The following is a 15,984-nucleotide window of genomic DNA, read 5'->3' on the forward strand; positions in this document are numbered from 1 at the left end:
AGCGAAAATGAATTTCCTGACAAAAGACCGCGGCGGCGAGGCGATTTGCCTGCTGCTGTTGCTGGCGACCGGCGTCGCCCTGCTGGTCGGGGCGGCGGCGCTGCCAGAGCCGATGTTCGACCCGCTGGGGCCGGCCGGCCTGCCACGCTACGTGGGATATCTGCTGCTGGTCTTGCTGGCGCTGCGTCTGGTGTCGCTGTTCCGCGAAAGCCGGGCGGCACCAGCCGCCGAAGCGGATGCCGCAAGCCCGGAGGCGCGCCGGCCTGCGGGCGCCGGCACGGGCGAAGGGCCGCAGAGGCTCCGTTTCGCCCTGGTGGCGCTGATCACGCTGGCCTACCTGACGGCGCTGACCGTTGGGGGGCTGTCCTTCACCTGGCTGACATTGGCCTTCCTCGCGGCGCTGGGCGCGGCGATGAGCGATCTCTCCGCGCGCAAGCTGATCATCGTGGGCGTCATTGCCGCCGTCATGAGCTTTGCCCTGACCTACACCTTCACCGACGTGCTGTCGGTGGTCCTGCCGGAATAGGAGCCACCTGATGCCCCTGCTTGATGCTTTTGTGAACGTCCTCGCCCCGGCGCCGATGTTCTTCATCTTCCTCGGCGTGCTCCTGGGCATTGTCGTCGGCGCCATCCCCGGACTTGGCGGCGCGATGCTGATCGCGCTTCTGCTGCCGGTCACCTTCTATATGGACTCGGTGCTGGCGCTGATGCTGCTGGTGTCGATCTACGTCGGTTCGGTCAGCGGCGGGCTGATCACCGCGATCATGCTCAAGATGCCCGGCACGCCCTCGGCGGTGATGACGGTGCTCGACGGCCATCCGATGGCCCAGCAGGGCCGGGCAGGCCGCGCGCTGTCGCTGGGCATCATGGCGTCCTTCGTGGGCGGCATCGTGTCGTGGCTCTTCCTGGCGCTGCTCTCGCCGCCGCTGGCGGATTTCGCGCTGAAATTCGGGCCCTACGAGCTCTTTACCCTGGTCCTCATGGCGCTGGTGCTGATTGCCACGGTGGCCGAAGGCACGCTGGTCAAGGGTCTGCTGATCGCATTGTTCGGCATGGCGGTGGCGATGGTCGGGCCGGATGCCTCGTCGGGCGTGATGCGGCTGACCTTCGGCGTCGACAGCTTTGCCGGCGGCTTTTCCCTGCTGCCGGTGCTGCTTGGCGTGTTTGTCATCAGCCAGATCATCGAGGACGTGCTCAAAAAGGAACTGCCGATCCAGCAGCAGGGCGGCAGGCTGACCGAATTCATGCCCTCGGCAGGCGACGTCAGAAAACATGGGCCCAACGCCGTCCGTTCCTCGCTGATCGGCACCTGGATCGGCGTGCTGCCCGGCGTCGGAAGCGCCATCGCCGCGATTGTCGCCTACACCACGACCAAGAGCTTTTCGAAACACCCCGAGACCTTCGGCACCGGCGAAGAGGCCGGGATCGTGGCGGCAGAGTCCTCCAACAACGCCTCGGTCAACGGTGCGCTGATCCCGCTGGGCATTCCGGGCAGCGTCATCGACGCGATCCTGATCGGCGCGCTGGTGATCCACAACCTGCAACCCGGCCCGCTTCTCTTCACCAACTCGCCCGAAATCGCCTACGGCGTGATCGCGGCGGCGCTGGTGGCCAATTTCCTGATGGCGGCGCTGATGTTTGCCGGCGTCCGGCCGATCGCGCGGATCGCCACGATCTCGCGGGCCTATCTCTTTCCGACGATCATCGTCTGCTGCGTGATCGGCGTCTATTCGCTGTCGAACTCCATGTCGAGCGTCTGGGTGATGATGGTCTTTGGCGTTCTGGGCTTCCTGTTCCGCCGGGGCGGCTTTCCGGTGGGGCCGTTCGTGCTGGGCTATATCCTCGCACCGCTGGCCGAGAAAGAGCTGCGCTCGGGCCTGATGCTCTATGACGGCAGTCTGATGCCGCTGGTGACGCGGCCGATCTCGCTGTTCTTTATCCTGCTGACGCTGGTGCTGGCGCTCTGGCCGCTGGTGCAGGCCCGGATCAAGGCGCGTCAGGCAACACGGTCAGAGGGCCGCCAGGCCGCGCGGCCCGGCAGAGGATGACGCCCGGCGCCGGGCGGTGTAGCGTGACGCGGCATCCCAGCCTAAGCCGCAACCCGGACCCGCCCATGCAGATCGACCCCCGACACCTCATCCAGCTGGCCACCATCGTGCAATGCGGCTCTTTCGGCGCGGCGGCGGCCAAGCTGAACGTCGCACAGCCGGCGCTGAGCAAAAGCATGAAAAAGCTCGAGGAACGTCTCGGCGCGCCGATATTCGAGCGCATCGGGCGGCAGTCGGTGGCCACCGACCTGGGCACCACCTTCGCACGCTTCGGGCTGATGATGCTGGCCGCCGAAGATCAGGCCCGCGCCTATGCGCAACATCTGTCCACCGGGCAGGCGGGCAGCCTGCTGATCGGAACGGCCCCTTCGCTGGCCGACAATCTGTTGGCGCCGATCCTCAGCGATTTCCTGGCCAGCCATGTCGGCTGTCGGGTCGAGCTTCGGGTCGGTCTCCTGGCCGAGCTCGAAACGCAATTGTCCACCGGGCAGGTCAACCTCGTGATCGGGCCGGCGCGTCCGCTCTCGGCCGATTTGCAGCTCGAGACCGAAACGCTGGCCGATGACATGCTGGGGATTGTCTGCCGCAAGGGCCATGCGCTGACCCGGCAGGCCGAGATCCTGCCGCGCGATCTCGAGGCGCAGCGCTGGGTGGCGCATTCCCGCGGCAGCTATCTCAGGATGCAGACCGAAGACGGGCTGGCCAAGTTCGGGGTCAGCTCTTTCGACATCGCGCTGGACACGGATTCGACGGAAACCGCCTACAAGGCGGTTGCCAAATCCGATCTGATCACCGTGATGCCGCGGCTGCCGACGGTGCTGTCCGGCCACAATGACGCCATCGAGTTCCTGCCGCTCGACAGCACCGCCTTTCAGCGCCCGATCGGCATCGTCCAGCGCGCCTCGCATCCGAGATCGAGCCTCGAACTGGCGTTCCTGCGCCAGCTCAGGCGCGCGGTGCAGCCCGCGGGCGGGGCCGGCTGACCGGTTTATCCGAAGGCCGCGTCCAGCGCCGCGACATCGACCCCGAGGCCGGGCGTGTCGGCCAGCGTGACCCAGCCATCGCGGAGTGCGAGCGGGAAGACCGCGTCGCGAAAGGCGTTCTCGTTGGCGTCGCATTCAAGCAATCCCGGCCCGCCCGCCGCCGCCAGAAGATGCGCCGAGGCCGCCAGCGCGATGCCGCCGCCCAGCGAATGCGGGCAATAGGTCAGGCCATTGGCCACCACCGCCCGCGCCACCGGCAGGCCTTCGGTAAAGCCGCCCCATTTGGCAATGTCGGGCTGCACGAAATCCAGCCATTTGCCGCGTGTGGCATCGTCATATTCCTTGCGGCTCAGGAAATTCTCGCCACCGGCAATCGGCACCGAGGTCTCGGACTTGAGCATGTGCCAGGCCGCCGGCGGCACATCCACCGGCATCGGCTCTTCGATCCAGCGCGGCGCGTGACCTTCGATCCAGCGCAGGGCGCGGCCGGCCTCTTCCGGCGACCAGCCCTGATTGGCGTCGAGCAGAAAGCTTTCGCCCGGCCGCAGATCGCCGGCCACCGCCGCGACGTTGGCTTGGTCGGTCACGTCGCCGAAGCCGACCTTGACCTTGAAATGCCGGTGCCCGGCGGCGCGGGCGCGGGCGACCGTTTCGAGGACGCCGACCGGGTTGATGCCGCTGGCATAGGCCGGGATGCGCGACCGCTCGGCCCCCAGGAGCGCATGCAGCGGCGCCCCCAGACGTTTGCCGATCATGTCCCAGATGGCGATGTCGACCCCGGCGATGGCCTGCGCGATCGGCCCCGGCTCGCCGGTTTGCAGCCGCAGGATGCGCAGCCGCTCGGTCATCGCCGCGTAACAGGCCTGCGGGCTGGCGAAATCGGTGCCGGTGATCCGCGGTGCGATCTCGGTCTCGATCAGCCGGAGGCGGTGCTCGGCGCCACAGACCGGAAAGTTGCACCAGACCTCGCCGTAACCCTGCACGCCGGCCGCATCCGTGACCCGGACAAGAAGCGTCGGGCGGTCGTGCATCACGCCAAACGAGGTGCGCACCGGCGTGGAAATCGGCGTCCGCACCAATCGGGCCTCGATGGCGGTCAGGTTCAGGCGCATGTCCTTGGTTGTCATATCGGTCATCTCTTGTCCGTCCCTCATGCGCCGCGCGCGTCTTCCAGGATCATGTCGCTGGCCTTTTCTCCGATCATCACCGCCGGCGCATTGGTGTTGCCCGACACGATCTCGGGCATGATCGAACAATCGACGACGCGCAGGCCCGCGATGCCCTGCACGCGCAGCCGCGCATCGACCACCGCCCCCCTGTCGGTGCCCATCCTGCATGTTCCGGCGGGATGGTAAACCGTCGTCGAATTGTCCCGCACCCAGGCAAGCGCCGCGGTGTCATCGCTCAGGTCGAGATCGAAGGGCGGGCGGAATTCCTCGGAGATATCCGCCGCCAGCGCGCGCTGCCGCGCAATCCTGCGCGAGATGCGCACGCCCGCCACGGTGCGGCGGCAATCGTCTTCGGTGGCAAGGTAGTTGGGCTGAATCCTCGGCGCCTGCATCGGGTCCGGCCCGGCCAGCGCGATCTCGCCCCTGCTGGTCGGGCGCAGCACGCAGACCGTCGCGGTAAAGGCCGAAAACGGATGCACCCCCTCGGCCGGGCTGTCGGCGGACCAGGGGTTGATGTGGAACTGGATGTCGGGGGTGGCCTCCTCCGGCGCACTGCGCAGGAAGCCGGCCACCATGCTGGCGCCCATGGTCATCGGGCCATTGCGGCGCAGGCCGTAGCGCATCGCCGTCCTGGCCTTGGCAAACAGACTGCGCACCTCGTCGTTCACCGTGGTGGTGCGGGTCTTGAAGGTGGTGCGGGCCTGAAGGTGATCCTGAAGGTTCTTGCCCACCCCCGGCAGATCGTGGTTCGGCGCCACGCCCGCCTTGCGCAGTTCGGCGCCGTCGCCGATGCCCGACAGCATCAGGATCTGCGGCGAGCCGATGGCGCCCGAGGACAGGATGACCTCGCGCCGGGCCCTGAGAATGCGGGCCTCGCCGGCCTCGTCGGTGATCTCGACCCCCACCGCGCGTTTGCCCTCCAGCACCACCTTGCGCACCTGCGCGCGCGTCAGGATGCGCAGGTTGGGCCGGTGCTTCACCGGTCTGAGATAGGCCACGGCGGTGCTGCACCGGCGGCCATTGCGGGTGGTAAGCTGATAATAGCCCACGCCTTCCTGCGTCGCGCCGTTGATGTCGTCATTCGCCGGATAGCCTGCCTGCCGCGCCGCGCTGATCCAGGCGTCACAGATCGGATGCCGGTAGCGCGGGTCCGAGACCCCCAGCGGCCCGGTCGCCCCGTGCAGCGCGTCTTCGCCGCGTTCATTGCCTTCGGAGCGCTTGAAATACGGCAGGACATCGTCCCAGCCCCAGCCAGGATTGCCCATCTGCCGCCAGCGGTCGTAATCCTGCGGCTGGCCGCGCACATACAGCAGCCCGTTCAGCGCCGAGGATCCGCCCAGCACCTTGCCGCGCGGCCAGTTGACCACCTTGCGATTGAGCCCGGGCACCGGCTCGGTCTTGTAACACCAGTCATAGCCGGGGTTGTTCATGGTCTTGAAATACCCGGCAGGCACGTGGATCCAGGGGTATCTGTCGCGCCCGCCGGCCTCGATCAAGAGCACCCGGTTGCGTGGGTCGGCGCTGAGCCGGTTGGCCAGAACGCAGCCGGAAGACCCCGCGCCGACAATGATGAAATCCGCGTCCATGCGATCTCCCGAAGCTGTCATGTCTGGGCCTGCGCGGCTCAAAGCTGCGGCAGCCCGAGAATCTCGCGCGCCTCGGCCGGCGTGGCCATGCTGCCGCCCAGAGATTCCACGATGCTGACGCCCTTTTCGACAAGTTGCGCGTTGCTTTTGCACAATTCGCCCCGGTCGATATAGACCGTGTCTTCCATCCCGATGCGCACATGCCCGCCCATCAGGTAGGACAGCGCCAACATGCGAAAGGCGTTCTTGCCGATGCCGAAGGCCGCCCATTCGCTGGCCTCGGGCAACTGCGAGATCAGGTAGGCCAGTGTCTGGTAATTCGCGGCAGCGCCGAAATTGATGCCCATGACAAACTGAAACATCGGCGGCGCCCTGAGAACGCCCCTGGCCAGGAAATCCTTGGCCATGTTGAGATCGCCGGAATCGAAGATCTCGATCTCGGGCTTGGTGCCGGCCGCATTGGCAATGTCGGCCATGATCTTCAGGGTGGGGGGCGTGTTGATCACTGTCCAGGTCTTGTTGACCATGGTGTTGAAATCCAGCGTGCAGATCTCGGGTCTCAGCGCCTTCACATGCGCCGCGCGCCGGGCCGGGTGGCACAGCGTGGTGCCGGGGCCGGCGACGCTGGGATCGTCCTCGCTTGGCACGAAGCGCTGGCCTTCGCCCGTGGTCAGGTTGATCACGATGTCCGAGCCGGCCTCGCGGATCCGGTCGACCACCTCGCGATAGAGGTCGAGGTCCATCGATCCCTTGGCGGTGTCAGGGTCGCGCACATGCATATGCGCGATGGCGGCGCCGGCCTGGCCGGCCTCCACGGCGGCCTGCGCGATCTCGGCCGGGGTCACGGGCAGGTTCTGGTTCTGCGCCGGCATGGTTCCGTTTCCGGTCACGGCGCAGGTCATGATGGTTTTCTTGGCCAAGGGTCGGGTCCTTTCCTCGCGTCGCGATTCGACGTGGTTTCGAAGGGTTAAAAATTTCTATTGTTATAAACTACTATATGTTTTAATGTTTGTCAAACATGGCAGACAGTCGGCGTGACGTGCCCCGTTTGGGGCCGCGCGCTTTGAACATTGGAGCAAATGATGGAAAATCGGACTGACACCGCCCGGACGGCACTGGTGACCGGGGGGGCCTCGGGCATCGGGCTGGCCTGTGTGACACAGCTTGCGCAACAGGGCGTCCGGGTCGCGATGAACCACCTCGAAGAAGATGCGCAGGGCCCGGAGCAGGTGGCGCGGCTACGTGCGCAGGGCCTCGACGTGATTGCGGCGCCGGGCAATGTCTCGATTCCCGGCGGTGCCGAGCGCATGGTGGAGGCCGCGATTGCCGCGCTTGGCGGGCTCGATTACCTTGTGAACAATGCCGGCATTTCCGGCACCCGAGATCCGATCCCGGCATCGGCGCTGGAGCAGATCGACGAAGACCTGTGGATGGCCCTGCTGAACACCAACCTGATTGGCGTCTTCCGTTGTGCCAAGGCCGCGGCGCCGGCTCTGCGCGCCTCGGGCGGGGCCATCGTCAACACCGCCTCGACCGCCGGGATGGGGCTGCAAGGCAGCAGCACGCCGTATGCGGCCAGCAAATCAGGTGTGGTCAGCGTGACCCGCTCGCTGGCGCGGGGGCTGGCGCCGGATGTGCGGGTCAACGCGGTGGCGCCGGGGCAGGTCGCCACGCCCTGGACGGCGAACTGGCCGCAGGCGCGCAAGCAGGCGGCGCTCGACAAGATGCTGATCAAGCGGCACGTACAAGCCGAGGACGTGGCGCAGACCATCGTCTACCTGCTGACCGGTGCGCCGATGATCACCGGCCAGACCATCGTGATCGACGGCGGGATGACGGTGTCCTGAGGCCGGTCAGGCCAGAAAATCGATGCGGAACTCCAGCGCGTCGCCGGGATAGATCAGGTCGCCGAAATAGATCAGCCGGTCGGCGTCGTCCTTGACCTTGCGGACCACTTTGAACACCGGCGAATTGACCTCGACCTGCAAACCCTCGGCCATCTCGAGATCGGCCGAGGCCAGCGCCACCGTCTGGGTGGCCGAGCCCAGCGCAATGCCGAGTTCTTTGAAGGCCGAGACGATCAGCTCTCGGTCGAATTTCTCCGGCGCATCCTGATAGATGTCCTTTCTCAGATGCACGTCCAGCATGCAGAACGGCTGGCCGCCCAACTCGTGCCGCCGTTTCAGTCGTTTGAAGGCGACGCCATCGATCACCACATCCTCGTCAAAGCTGGTGTCGGTGCTCAGCACGACCTCGAGCGGCATGTCCCCGCCCAGAAGCTGCGACAGGTCGGATTTGACGGAGAAGACCCGCCGCGGCTTGATTTCCACCTCTTTCACAAAGGTGCCCCGGCCCGAGGCGCGTTCGATCAGCCCCTCGTCGTCCAGCGTGTTCATCGCCTGGCGCACGGTCAGGCTGGTCACGCCAAAGACCTTGGCCAGTTCGGCCAGCGAGGGCAGGCGTTCGCCGCTTTTCAGATCACCGCTGAGGATCCGGCTGCGCAGCAGCGAGGCCACCTCGACGTGCAGGGGCACATTGGCCCGACGCATGGTTTGCAGGGACATGGGATCTGACCTCTCGAAATCGTCGAAACTTAGAAACCTATATAAGTCTATGTTCCAAGCTTCGGCAACCCCCGGAGGGCCTGTGATGATCCCTCATCTCCAGAGTTTCCATGGCGCTTCCCTCGCGTCCCGCGAGATCGCGAGCGCGGTTCAGTCGATCACTCTGAGCTCGCGGGCAAACCGCCGCCAGTTCTGGACGTAGGCCTCGGCCGGCCGGCGCAGACCGGCGCGGCCCTCGTCGCCGAGCATTCGCACCACCTTGGCCGGGCTGCCCATGACCAGCGCGCCATCGGGGATGTCCTTGCCTTCGGTCACCAATGCGCCGGCACCGATCAGGCAGTTGCTGCCGATCCTGGCCCCGTTCAACACTGTCGCGCCCATGCCGATCAATGTGCCATCGCCGATGGTGCAGCCGTGAACGATGGCCCGGTGCCCGACCGTCACGCCGGCGCCGATCCTCACCGGAAAGCCCGGATCGGCGTGGATCACCACATGTTCCTGGATATTGCTGCCATCGCCGATGCTCAGCGGTTCCTTGTCGCCGCGCAGCACCGCGCCGAACCAGATGCCGACATCCTGGCCCAGCCTCACATCGCCGATCACATGCGCCCCCGGCGCGATCCAGAATCTGCCGGGGCCCGGTGTTTGGGGCACAAGCTCGCCAAGAGCATAAAGGGGCATGGCCACTTACCTTTCAAGATGCGCGCGCGGGGCGCCGGAGAGGATTTCTGCCATTTATTAAGACATATATATGTTTATATCAATAGGGCGTACCGGGAGAGCCCGGCTCCGCATCGGCAAAGGCGGGCAGGACCTCTTGCGCCAGCGTCTGCATCGTGTCCTCGACGTCGGCGCCGTTGAACCGCAGGTTCAGCGCGACGTGATTGATTCCAAGGCTCTGAACCTCTGACAGATACTGCCGCAGATAGCCGGTGCCGGAGCGAAAGCCGAGGTGGATCGGGCTCGGCGGCGCCCCGGTGTCCGCGACAAGATCGACATAAAGCGACTGCATCACCGGCCGGTCGGGTAGGCCCGTGGCGGCGATCCGCTGGCGATACTCGGCCACCACGCGGCCCTGGGCCACCGGATCGCGCGGATAGGTCATCCAGCCGTCGCCGTTGCGCGCCACCCAGTCCGGCGATTGCTGGCTGCCCCCGGTGATCAGCAGCGGCAGTTGGCCGCCAGCGGGCTTGGGCAGCATGTCGATACCGCCGGACAGCGTACCGTGATCGGTGTCGCGGCGCGGATAGCTCTCGGCCATGGCCCTTATGTAATCGACGCTGTCGCGAAACCGCATGCCGCGGTCGGGAAAGCTCTTGTTCAGCGCCGGATATTCCTCGGGACGGTCGCCGGAGGCCACTCCAAGAAGCAGCCGTCCGCCGGAGAGAACATCCGCCGAGGCCGCCGCCTTGGCCACATGCGCGGGGTGGCGCAGCGGCAGGACGATGCTGGCCGCGCCAAGCGCGATGTCGCGGGTCGCGGTGGCCAGGGCGCCGAGATAGACAAAGGGGTCAAAGACCTGCCCGGCATCCCCGAAAGAAGGCACGTTGAACGGCACATCGCGCAGCCAGAGCGCCGAAAAGCCCAGCGCATCGGCCAGTTGCGCCCGTTCGATATGGCACGCCATGTTCGGCACCGCGCTGTCCGCATAGGTCTCGAGCGGGACAACAAGGCCAAGGCTCAGCCGACCGGGGCGAAACACGGTGTTATAGGCGCGGTTGAGGCGCGGAAAAGCGGTTGTCGTGGTTTGGTCCAGCATGGTTTGCTCCTTCGGCAGGGTGGCCCGGGCAGGCAGGGCCGCGCGGGGCCCCTCAGGCGAGGTCGTATTGACCGGCGATCAGCCAGTGCAGGCTGGTCGATCCGGCATGGCGGTTGTCCAGGTGCGGGCGGTAATCCGGGTCGGCCATGAAATCCTTGGCGGCCTGTTCCGAGGGCCATTCGATCACGATGCGCAGCGCGGCATTGCGCGTGGCGCCTTCCAGTTGCTCGTGGCTGTTGGTGCGCGCCAGGTATTTGCCGCCGTGTCTGGCCATGATCCGGGTCGCGGTGGGCAGGTAGTCAGGTATCCAAGCCTCGTTCGAGGGGGTCACTTCCAGAACGGAATAATGTGCCATGTCAGGTCTCCTTGATGCGATCGTCGAGGCGTGGCGCCGTGAGATGGTGGACTTGTCCGCCTGTGCCCCGTGTTGCCAATTTAACTCTTGCGAAATTCCGTAAAACCGGCAGATCTCGGATTTCATTTTTCGGAATGCGGATATAATCACCATGGACACCGACAATCTGCGCCTCTTTGTCATGGCGGCCGAACGGCTCAACATCTCGGCCGCGGGGCGCGAGCTGGGCCTGGCCCCGGCGGTGGCGAGCGCGCGTCTGGCCAAGCTGGAACAGGAGCTCGGGGCCGAGCTCCTGCGCCGCACCACCCGCAAGGTGTCGCTGTCTCTGGAGGGGTCGGATTTCCTGCCCTACGCGCGCGAGATCCTGGCGCAGGCCGAGGCCGCAATGGCGGTCCTTGGCGGCAGCGGCGCGGGGCCAAAAGGCACCCTTCGCTTTGCCGCGCCAAGCAGTTTCGCGCAATTGCACATCATGCCGCTGCTGCCGGCGTTCCACGCGGCCTATCCCGATCTCACGCTGGATCTGCGCCTGTCTGACACGCGGTTCGATGCCATCGAGGGCAGTTTCGATCTTGCCCTGCGCAGCGCGCCGCTGACCGACAGCAGCCTGAAGGGCCGCAAGCTTGCCGATGACACCCGCATTCTCTGTGCATCGCCCGGCTATCTTGCGGCGCAGGGCACGCCGGCGACGCCGGCCGACCTGGCAGGCCACAGGTTCATCGCCTGGAGCAATCTGGAACCGCGGGAGCTGATCAACCGGGCCGGCGATACCGCCGCCCTCGACCCGGCGGGGATGGTCTGCCGGGCCATCGTCGACGATGGCGATGCCCAACGCGAGGCGACGGTGACGGGTGCCGGTCTGTCGATCAACTCGCTCTGGAGCGTCGCGCATGAGATTGCCGCCGGGCGGCTTGTCCGGGTGCTGCCCGAATGGAAGATGAACGATCGATCCGTGCTCTGGCTGGTCTATCCCCGTTCAAATGTGCTGACACCCAAGACGCGGATTTTCATGGACTTTCTGATCGGGCATCTGGGCGGTCAGCCGGATTGGTCCGGCTGATTATTCGGGCGGCGCGGCTCTCTGTCCGGCGCTGCCGAGCCCGGCGCAAAAGCTGAAAAGGAGCGCCGGAACCGATGTGGCTCCAGCGCCTCTGGTCATTGCAAGGCGGGATCAGACCTCGACAACGACCTTGCCGATGGCCGCGCCGCCGGTCAGCCGGGCATAAGCGGCGCCGACTTCTTCAAGCCCGAAACGCTCGCTGTCCAGCTGCGGGGTCAGGGCGCCGGCATCGACGATCTCGGCCAGTTTCGTCAGCACCTCGCCATGCACCTCGCGGCCGGTGTCGTGCAGCATCGGCAGCAGCATGAAGATGATGTGCAGCGACAGCCCCTTGAAGTGCGCCGGCGTCAGGTCGATTTCCAGCAGGGCCACGGTCGACACCACCTGCGCGTTCAGCGCCGCCGCTTCGAAAGAGTTTGTCATGTTCGCGCCGCCGACTGCGTCAAAGATCACGTCAAAGCCGCCACCGCCGGTCCGGGCGGCGACGTAGTCGGCGACTTTCTCTTGCATGAAGTCGATCGGCGTCGCGCCAAATCCCTCGATCGCCGCCAACTGCGCCGCGCCGGTTCCGGTGGCCGAAACCTCGGCGCCGAGGTGCCGGGCCAACTGGATCGCCAGATGGCCGACGCCACCGGCACCGCCTTGCACCAGAACCTTGTGCCCGGCTCTGACGCCTGCGCGTTGCACGCCTTCATAGGCCGTGATCCCGACCAGCGGCAGCGCCGCGGCCTCGCGCATCGAAAGCGTCTTTGGCTTGTGCGCGATCAGGCGGGCATCGGCCAGCATGTATTCGGCCAGCGCGCCCTGCAATTCGCCCAGACCTCCGGCGCAGCCATAGATTTCGTCGCCCACGGCAAAGCCGGTCACGCCGGTGCCGACCTCTTCGATGACGCCGGCGAAATCCATGCCCAGCACCGCGGGCAGGGCGGGCGACAGCGGCAGATCGGTGCCCATGGCCTTGATCATCGTGTCGATGGTGTTGACGCTGGTGGCATGGACGCGAAGCACCACGTGGCCCGGGGTGACGGCGGGGTGCGCGCGCTCGACGGCTTCAAAGGGGGCGTCGGGACCATAGGCGGTGAGGGTCATGGCTTTCATCGGTGAACTCCTGTTGATGAAGGGCTGGCCCTCTATCTACACTTGGTTCAAAGTTGATAAATCCGGGGATTTCTGGCTTCAGAATTCCGGTTTCGGATATAATCGCCCCGAAAGGAAAAGCGCGCGGCCGTCCGGACCCAGCACTTGGCGGGCTTGATCCGAACTTGCGCGGCCGGGGCAGCAGCGGCCGCCTACAAGAGCACCAGCCGCAACAGATAGGCGACGCTCGCAACGGTGAGCACGCCGGCCAGCCAGAGCGCCACGAACCAGCCCAGTTTCCTCCACATCAGTGATATCCGTCTTCGGGGTCGAGCTTGCCGCGGAACACCCAATAGGCAAAGCCGGTATAAGCCAAGATGATCGGCACCAGCACGATGGCGCCGACAAACATGAAAAGCTGGCTCTTGTAGGGGCTTGCGGCCTGCCAGATCGTGACTTCGGTCGGAATGATATAGGGCCAGATCGAAATGCCGAGGCCGACGAAGCACAGCAGGAACAGCAACACCACCATCAGCATCGGCAGCCAGTCGTGCCCGCCCTTGTACAGCGACCGCGCCAGGACATAGCCGATCAGCCCGGTCAGCAGCGGCACCGGCACAACAAAGAGGATCTGTGGAAACGACAGCCAGCGCATCCAGTAGGCTGCCTCCAGTGTCGGCGTCAGCGCGCTGACCAGCGCGATGAAGCCAAGCGACAGCAGGCCCGACAGTTGTGCGGCCTTTTTCACCCGTTGCTGCACCGCGCCCTCGAGCTTCCAGTTGAGCCAGCAGGCCCCCATCAGCGCATAGCCCGCCACCACCCCGAGCCCGACAACCAGGGTAAATGGCGTCAGCCAATCCCACCAGCCGCCGCCATAGGCGCGGCCGTCGATCTCGATCCCCTGCAAGAGCGTGCCGAGGATGATGCCCTGCATCAGCGCGGCGACGACGGAGCCGCAGATGAACGACATATCCCAGGCCCGGGCCGAGAAGCGGCGCTGCGAGCGCCAGCGGAACTCGAAGGCCACGCCGCGAAAAATCAGCGCCAGCAGCATCACGATGATCGGCACGTAGACCGCCGGCAGGATGATCGCATAGGCCAGCGGAAAGGCGGCAAACAGCCCGCCGCCGCCAAGGATCAGCCAGGTCTCGTTGCCGTCCCAGACCGGGGCGACCGAATTCATCATCAGATCGCGGTCGGACTTTTCCGGAAAGAAGGGATAGAGGATGCCGATGCCCAGGTCGAACCCGTCGAGAACGACATAGACGAAGGTGGCAAAGGCCAGAAGCAGGGCCCAGGCAATGGTGAGATCAAACGAGACTTCCATGGCTCAGGCCTCCTCTGCCGCTTCGCGCGTGCCAACTGGCGCCGAGGTCATGCCGGCGGTGCGGATCGGCCCGGCCTCGGATTCCACGCCGGTTTCGCCGAGAAGGGGCACCTTGCCCATCAGATGCAGCAGGTAGACCACGCCGGCGCCGAAAACGACGAAGTAGACGGCGACAAAGGCAAGCAGCGAGGCTCCGACGGCGCTGGCGGCGACCGGGGCCACGGCATCCGCGGTCAGCAACTCGCCATAGATGACGAAAGGCTGGCGCCCGACCTCGGTGGTGATCCAGCCCGCCGTCACCGCGATCAACCCCGAAGGGCCCATCACCAGCGCGGCGCGGTGCAGCCACCGGTCGTCATGCAGCCGGCCGCGCAGCCGCGAGACCAGCGACCAGAGGCCGACAGCCGCCATCAGGACGCCGATGCCCACCATGATGCGAAAGCTCCAGAACACCACCCCCACCGGCGGCTCGAGCGCGTCAGGCACCGTGTCCAGCCCGTCCATCTCGGCGTCCCAGGACTTGCCCAGGATCGGCCCGCCGATCCTGGGGATCGACAGTGCATAGCGCATCTCGCCGGCCGCCTGATCGGGAATGCCGAACAGGATCAGCGGCACGCCATCGTCGTAGCTCTCGAAATGGCCTTCCATGGCGAGCACCTTGGTCGGCTGATGCTCATATGTGTTCAGCCCCTGTTCGTGGCCGATGACGATCTGCAAGGGCGCGACGATCGCGGCCATCCACATCGCCATCGAGAACATCGTGCGCACGCCCTTGTTGTGGCTGTGATGGCGCAGCAGATGCCAGGCCCCGACGCCACCGACGACAAAGGCCGTGGTCAGATAGGCGGCGGTGATCGTATGCGCCAGGCGGTAGGGGAAGGAGGGGTTGAAGATGATCTGCCACCAGTCCTCGGGCAAATATTGCCCGGTGTTCGAGATCGAAAAGCCCGCGGGCGTGTGCATCCAGCTGTTGACGCTGAGAATCCAGGTGGCCGAGATCGCCGTGCCGACCGCCACCATGACGCAGGCGAACATGTGCAGCCCGTCGCCGACCCGATTGCGGCCAAAGAGCATGATGCCGAGAAAGCCCGCCTCGAGAAAGAAGGCGGTCAGGATTTCATAGGCCATCAGCGGCCCGATCACCGGCCCGGCGCGATCCGAAAAGACCGACCAGTTGGTGCCGAACTGATATGACATCACGATCCCCGAGACGACCCCCATGGCAAAGGAGATCGCGAAGACCTTGATCCAGTATTCGAACAGCCGGAGATAGGTTTCGTGCCGTGTTTTCAGCCAGAGCGCATTCAGCACCGCCAGAAAGCTTGCCAGGCCGATGGTGAAGGCCGGAAAGATGAAGTGGAACGCAACCGTGAAGGCAAATTGCATCCGCGCCAGAAGCAGCGCGTCGAAACCCAGAAAAGTGTCCATGTACCCGTGACCCTGCGATGACTGCCGTTGATACCCGATACCGGTAACGTAGGTCTCCGGACCCATGGCCGGATTGCGACATGGCAACGCAGGCGGGAACTTCCCTGAGGACGGAACGTGGCAGGGGCGGACAGGCCGGTCTGATTGCCGGGGGGTGGCTGGCAAGATGCGCATGCGCCGCCGGTCAGGGGCGGGGCCAGGCCGTGCGGCAAGGCTGAAATGTAGGGGGTTTTGTGGTAGCGGAGGAGGGACTTGAACCCCCGACACGCGGATTATGATTCCGCTGCTCTAACCAACTGAGCTACTCCGCCACAGGCCCGGCGGGATTAGGACAGCAGCCCTCTGGCGTCAAGACAAAAAGCGCCGGAGTTTGGCGGATTTTCCGCAGTTTTGCCTCGCGGCGTGCGGGATGCAAAAAAGCTGAATTTTTTCGTCAGACGGGGCTTGATCCCGCATGCTGATTTGCGTAGAGACACCCGCACCGTTGGGGTGTAGCCAAGTGGTAAGGCAACTGTTTTTGGTACAGTGTACCGTAGGTTCGAATCCTACCACCCCAGCCATAATTCCGCAAAATCCAATCCTTGCAACGAGATAGCCGCTGATCCTGCACGCCGTCCGGCCCGTGTTTCCG

16 protein-coding genes and 2 tRNA genes are annotated in these 15,984 nt (G+C 65.4%); 6 read left to right on the plus strand and 12 right to left on the minus strand.

Going from position 1 to position 15,984, the window contains the following annotated elements:
- The first annotated feature begins 7 nt into the window (after nucleotides 1-7).
- The 3 genes from BMW90_RS02610 (at nucleotide 8) to BMW90_RS02620 (ending at nucleotide 3,031) form a co-directional block, all read left to right on the plus strand.
- A complete protein-coding gene (locus tag BMW90_RS02610) occupies nucleotides 8-526 on the plus strand; it encodes a tripartite tricarboxylate transporter TctB family protein (protein WP_074834722.1) in 519 nt (172 codons plus the stop codon).
- A gap of 10 nt (nucleotides 527-536) precedes the next feature.
- Complete coding sequence (locus BMW90_RS02615; RefSeq protein ID WP_074834724.1) at nucleotides 537-2,048, plus strand: tripartite tricarboxylate transporter permease; 1,512 nt, start codon at nucleotides 537-539, stop codon at nucleotides 2,046-2,048.
- Between the two features lie 65 nt (nucleotides 2,049-2,113).
- Nucleotides 2,114-3,031 carry a LysR family transcriptional regulator gene (locus tag BMW90_RS02620; RefSeq protein ID WP_048530447.1) on the plus strand — a complete coding sequence of 306 codons (918 nt, stop codon included), beginning with the start codon at nucleotides 2,114-2,116 and terminating at the stop codon, nucleotides 3,029-3,031.
- Nucleotides 3,032-3,036: 5 nt separating this feature from the next.
- Here the strand turns inward: BMW90_RS02620 and BMW90_RS02625 are convergent, their stop codons facing one another.
- The 3 genes from BMW90_RS02625 to BMW90_RS02635 are packed head-to-tail and all read right to left on the minus strand — an operon-like array spanning nucleotide 3,037 to nucleotide 6,706.
- A complete protein-coding gene (locus BMW90_RS02625) occupies nucleotides 3,037-4,167 on the minus strand; it encodes a mandelate racemase/muconate lactonizing enzyme family protein (protein WP_211568830.1) in 1,131 nt (376 codons plus the stop codon).
- Nucleotides 4,168-4,181: 14 nt separating this feature from the next.
- Complete coding sequence (locus BMW90_RS02630) at nucleotides 4,182-5,786, minus strand: GMC family oxidoreductase (RefSeq protein ID WP_074834726.1); 1,605 nt, start codon at nucleotides 5,784-5,786, stop codon at nucleotides 4,182-4,184.
- A gap of 38 nt (nucleotides 5,787-5,824) precedes the next feature.
- The gene (locus BMW90_RS02635) at nucleotides 5,825-6,706 is read right to left on the minus strand and encodes a beta-keto acid cleavage family enzyme (RefSeq protein WP_211568833.1); all 882 of its coding nucleotides are present in this window, start codon (nucleotides 6,704-6,706) and stop codon (nucleotides 5,825-5,827) included.
- Nucleotides 6,707-6,868: 162 nt separating this feature from the next.
- Here BMW90_RS02635 and BMW90_RS02640 point away from each other — a divergent pair, with 162 nt between their 5' ends.
- Nucleotides 6,869-7,633, plus strand: coding sequence for an SDR family NAD(P)-dependent oxidoreductase (locus tag BMW90_RS02640; RefSeq protein ID WP_074834878.1), 765 nt, complete (start codon nucleotides 6,869-6,871; stop codon nucleotides 7,631-7,633).
- Nucleotides 7,634-7,639: 6 nt separating this feature from the next.
- Here the strand turns inward: BMW90_RS02640 and BMW90_RS02645 are convergent, their stop codons facing one another.
- The 4 genes from BMW90_RS02645 to BMW90_RS02660 form a co-directional block, all read right to left on the minus strand.
- Entirely contained in the window at nucleotides 7,640-8,350 is a 711-nt protein-coding gene (locus BMW90_RS02645) for a GntR family transcriptional regulator (RefSeq protein WP_048530454.1), read from the minus strand.
- Between the two features lie 150 nt (nucleotides 8,351-8,500).
- Nucleotides 8,501-9,031 (minus strand): gamma carbonic anhydrase family protein, encoded by a 531-nt coding sequence (locus tag BMW90_RS02650; protein WP_074834728.1) that lies wholly within the window; start codon nucleotides 9,029-9,031, stop codon nucleotides 8,501-8,503.
- A gap of 79 nt (nucleotides 9,032-9,110) precedes the next feature.
- Nucleotides 9,111-10,109, minus strand: coding sequence for an LLM class oxidoreductase (locus tag BMW90_RS02655; RefSeq protein WP_074834730.1), 999 nt, complete (start codon nucleotides 10,107-10,109; stop codon nucleotides 9,111-9,113).
- Between the two features lie 52 nt (nucleotides 10,110-10,161).
- A complete protein-coding gene (locus BMW90_RS02660; RefSeq protein WP_074834732.1) occupies nucleotides 10,162-10,464 on the minus strand; it encodes a DUF1330 domain-containing protein in 303 nt (100 codons plus the stop codon).
- A gap of 151 nt (nucleotides 10,465-10,615) precedes the next feature.
- On the opposite strand from BMW90_RS02660, the gene BMW90_RS02665 reads away from it, so the two are divergent.
- Nucleotides 10,616-11,521 carry a LysR family transcriptional regulator gene (locus BMW90_RS02665; RefSeq protein ID WP_074834735.1) on the plus strand — a complete coding sequence of 302 codons (906 nt, stop codon included), beginning with the start codon at nucleotides 10,616-10,618 and terminating at the stop codon, nucleotides 11,519-11,521.
- Nucleotides 11,522-11,632: 111 nt separating this feature from the next.
- On the opposite strand, the gene BMW90_RS02670 is transcribed toward BMW90_RS02665, so the two are convergent.
- The 5 genes from BMW90_RS02670 to BMW90_RS02685 form a co-directional block, all read right to left on the minus strand.
- Entirely contained in the window at nucleotides 11,633-12,619 is a 987-nt protein-coding gene (locus tag BMW90_RS02670) for a zinc-dependent alcohol dehydrogenase family protein (protein ID WP_074834737.1), read from the minus strand.
- 191 nt (nucleotides 12,620-12,810) lie between these two features.
- Entirely contained in the window at nucleotides 12,811-12,906 is a 96-nt protein-coding gene (locus BMW90_RS26255) for a DUF2474 family protein (protein ID WP_139211175.1), read from the minus strand.
- The gene (gene cydB / locus BMW90_RS02675; RefSeq protein WP_074834739.1) at nucleotides 12,906-13,925 is read right to left on the minus strand and encodes a cytochrome d ubiquinol oxidase subunit II; all 1,020 of its coding nucleotides are present in this window, start codon (nucleotides 13,923-13,925) and stop codon (nucleotides 12,906-12,908) included. The genes BMW90_RS26255 and cydB overlap by 1 nt, the downstream gene beginning before the upstream one ends.
- A 3-nt stretch (nucleotides 13,926-13,928) precedes the next feature.
- On the minus strand, nucleotides 13,929-15,353 hold the full coding sequence (locus BMW90_RS02680; protein WP_074834741.1) for a cytochrome ubiquinol oxidase subunit I: 1,425 nt from the start codon (nucleotides 15,351-15,353) through the stop codon (nucleotides 13,929-13,931).
- 234 nt (nucleotides 15,354-15,587) lie between these two features.
- Nucleotides 15,588-15,664: transfer RNA gene (locus BMW90_RS02685), tRNA-Met, on the minus strand.
- A 174-nt stretch (nucleotides 15,665-15,838) separates the two neighbouring features.
- On the opposite strand from BMW90_RS02685, the gene BMW90_RS02690 reads away from it, so the two are divergent.
- Nucleotides 15,839-15,913 (plus strand) — tRNA-Gln (locus tag BMW90_RS02690).
- Nucleotides 15,914-15,984: the final 71 nt, after the last annotated feature.

This window comes from Marinovum algicola (genome assembly GCF_900109145.1).
In the GTDB taxonomy this organism is placed as follows: Bacteria; Pseudomonadota; Alphaproteobacteria; order Rhodobacterales; family Rhodobacteraceae; genus Marinovum; species Marinovum algicola.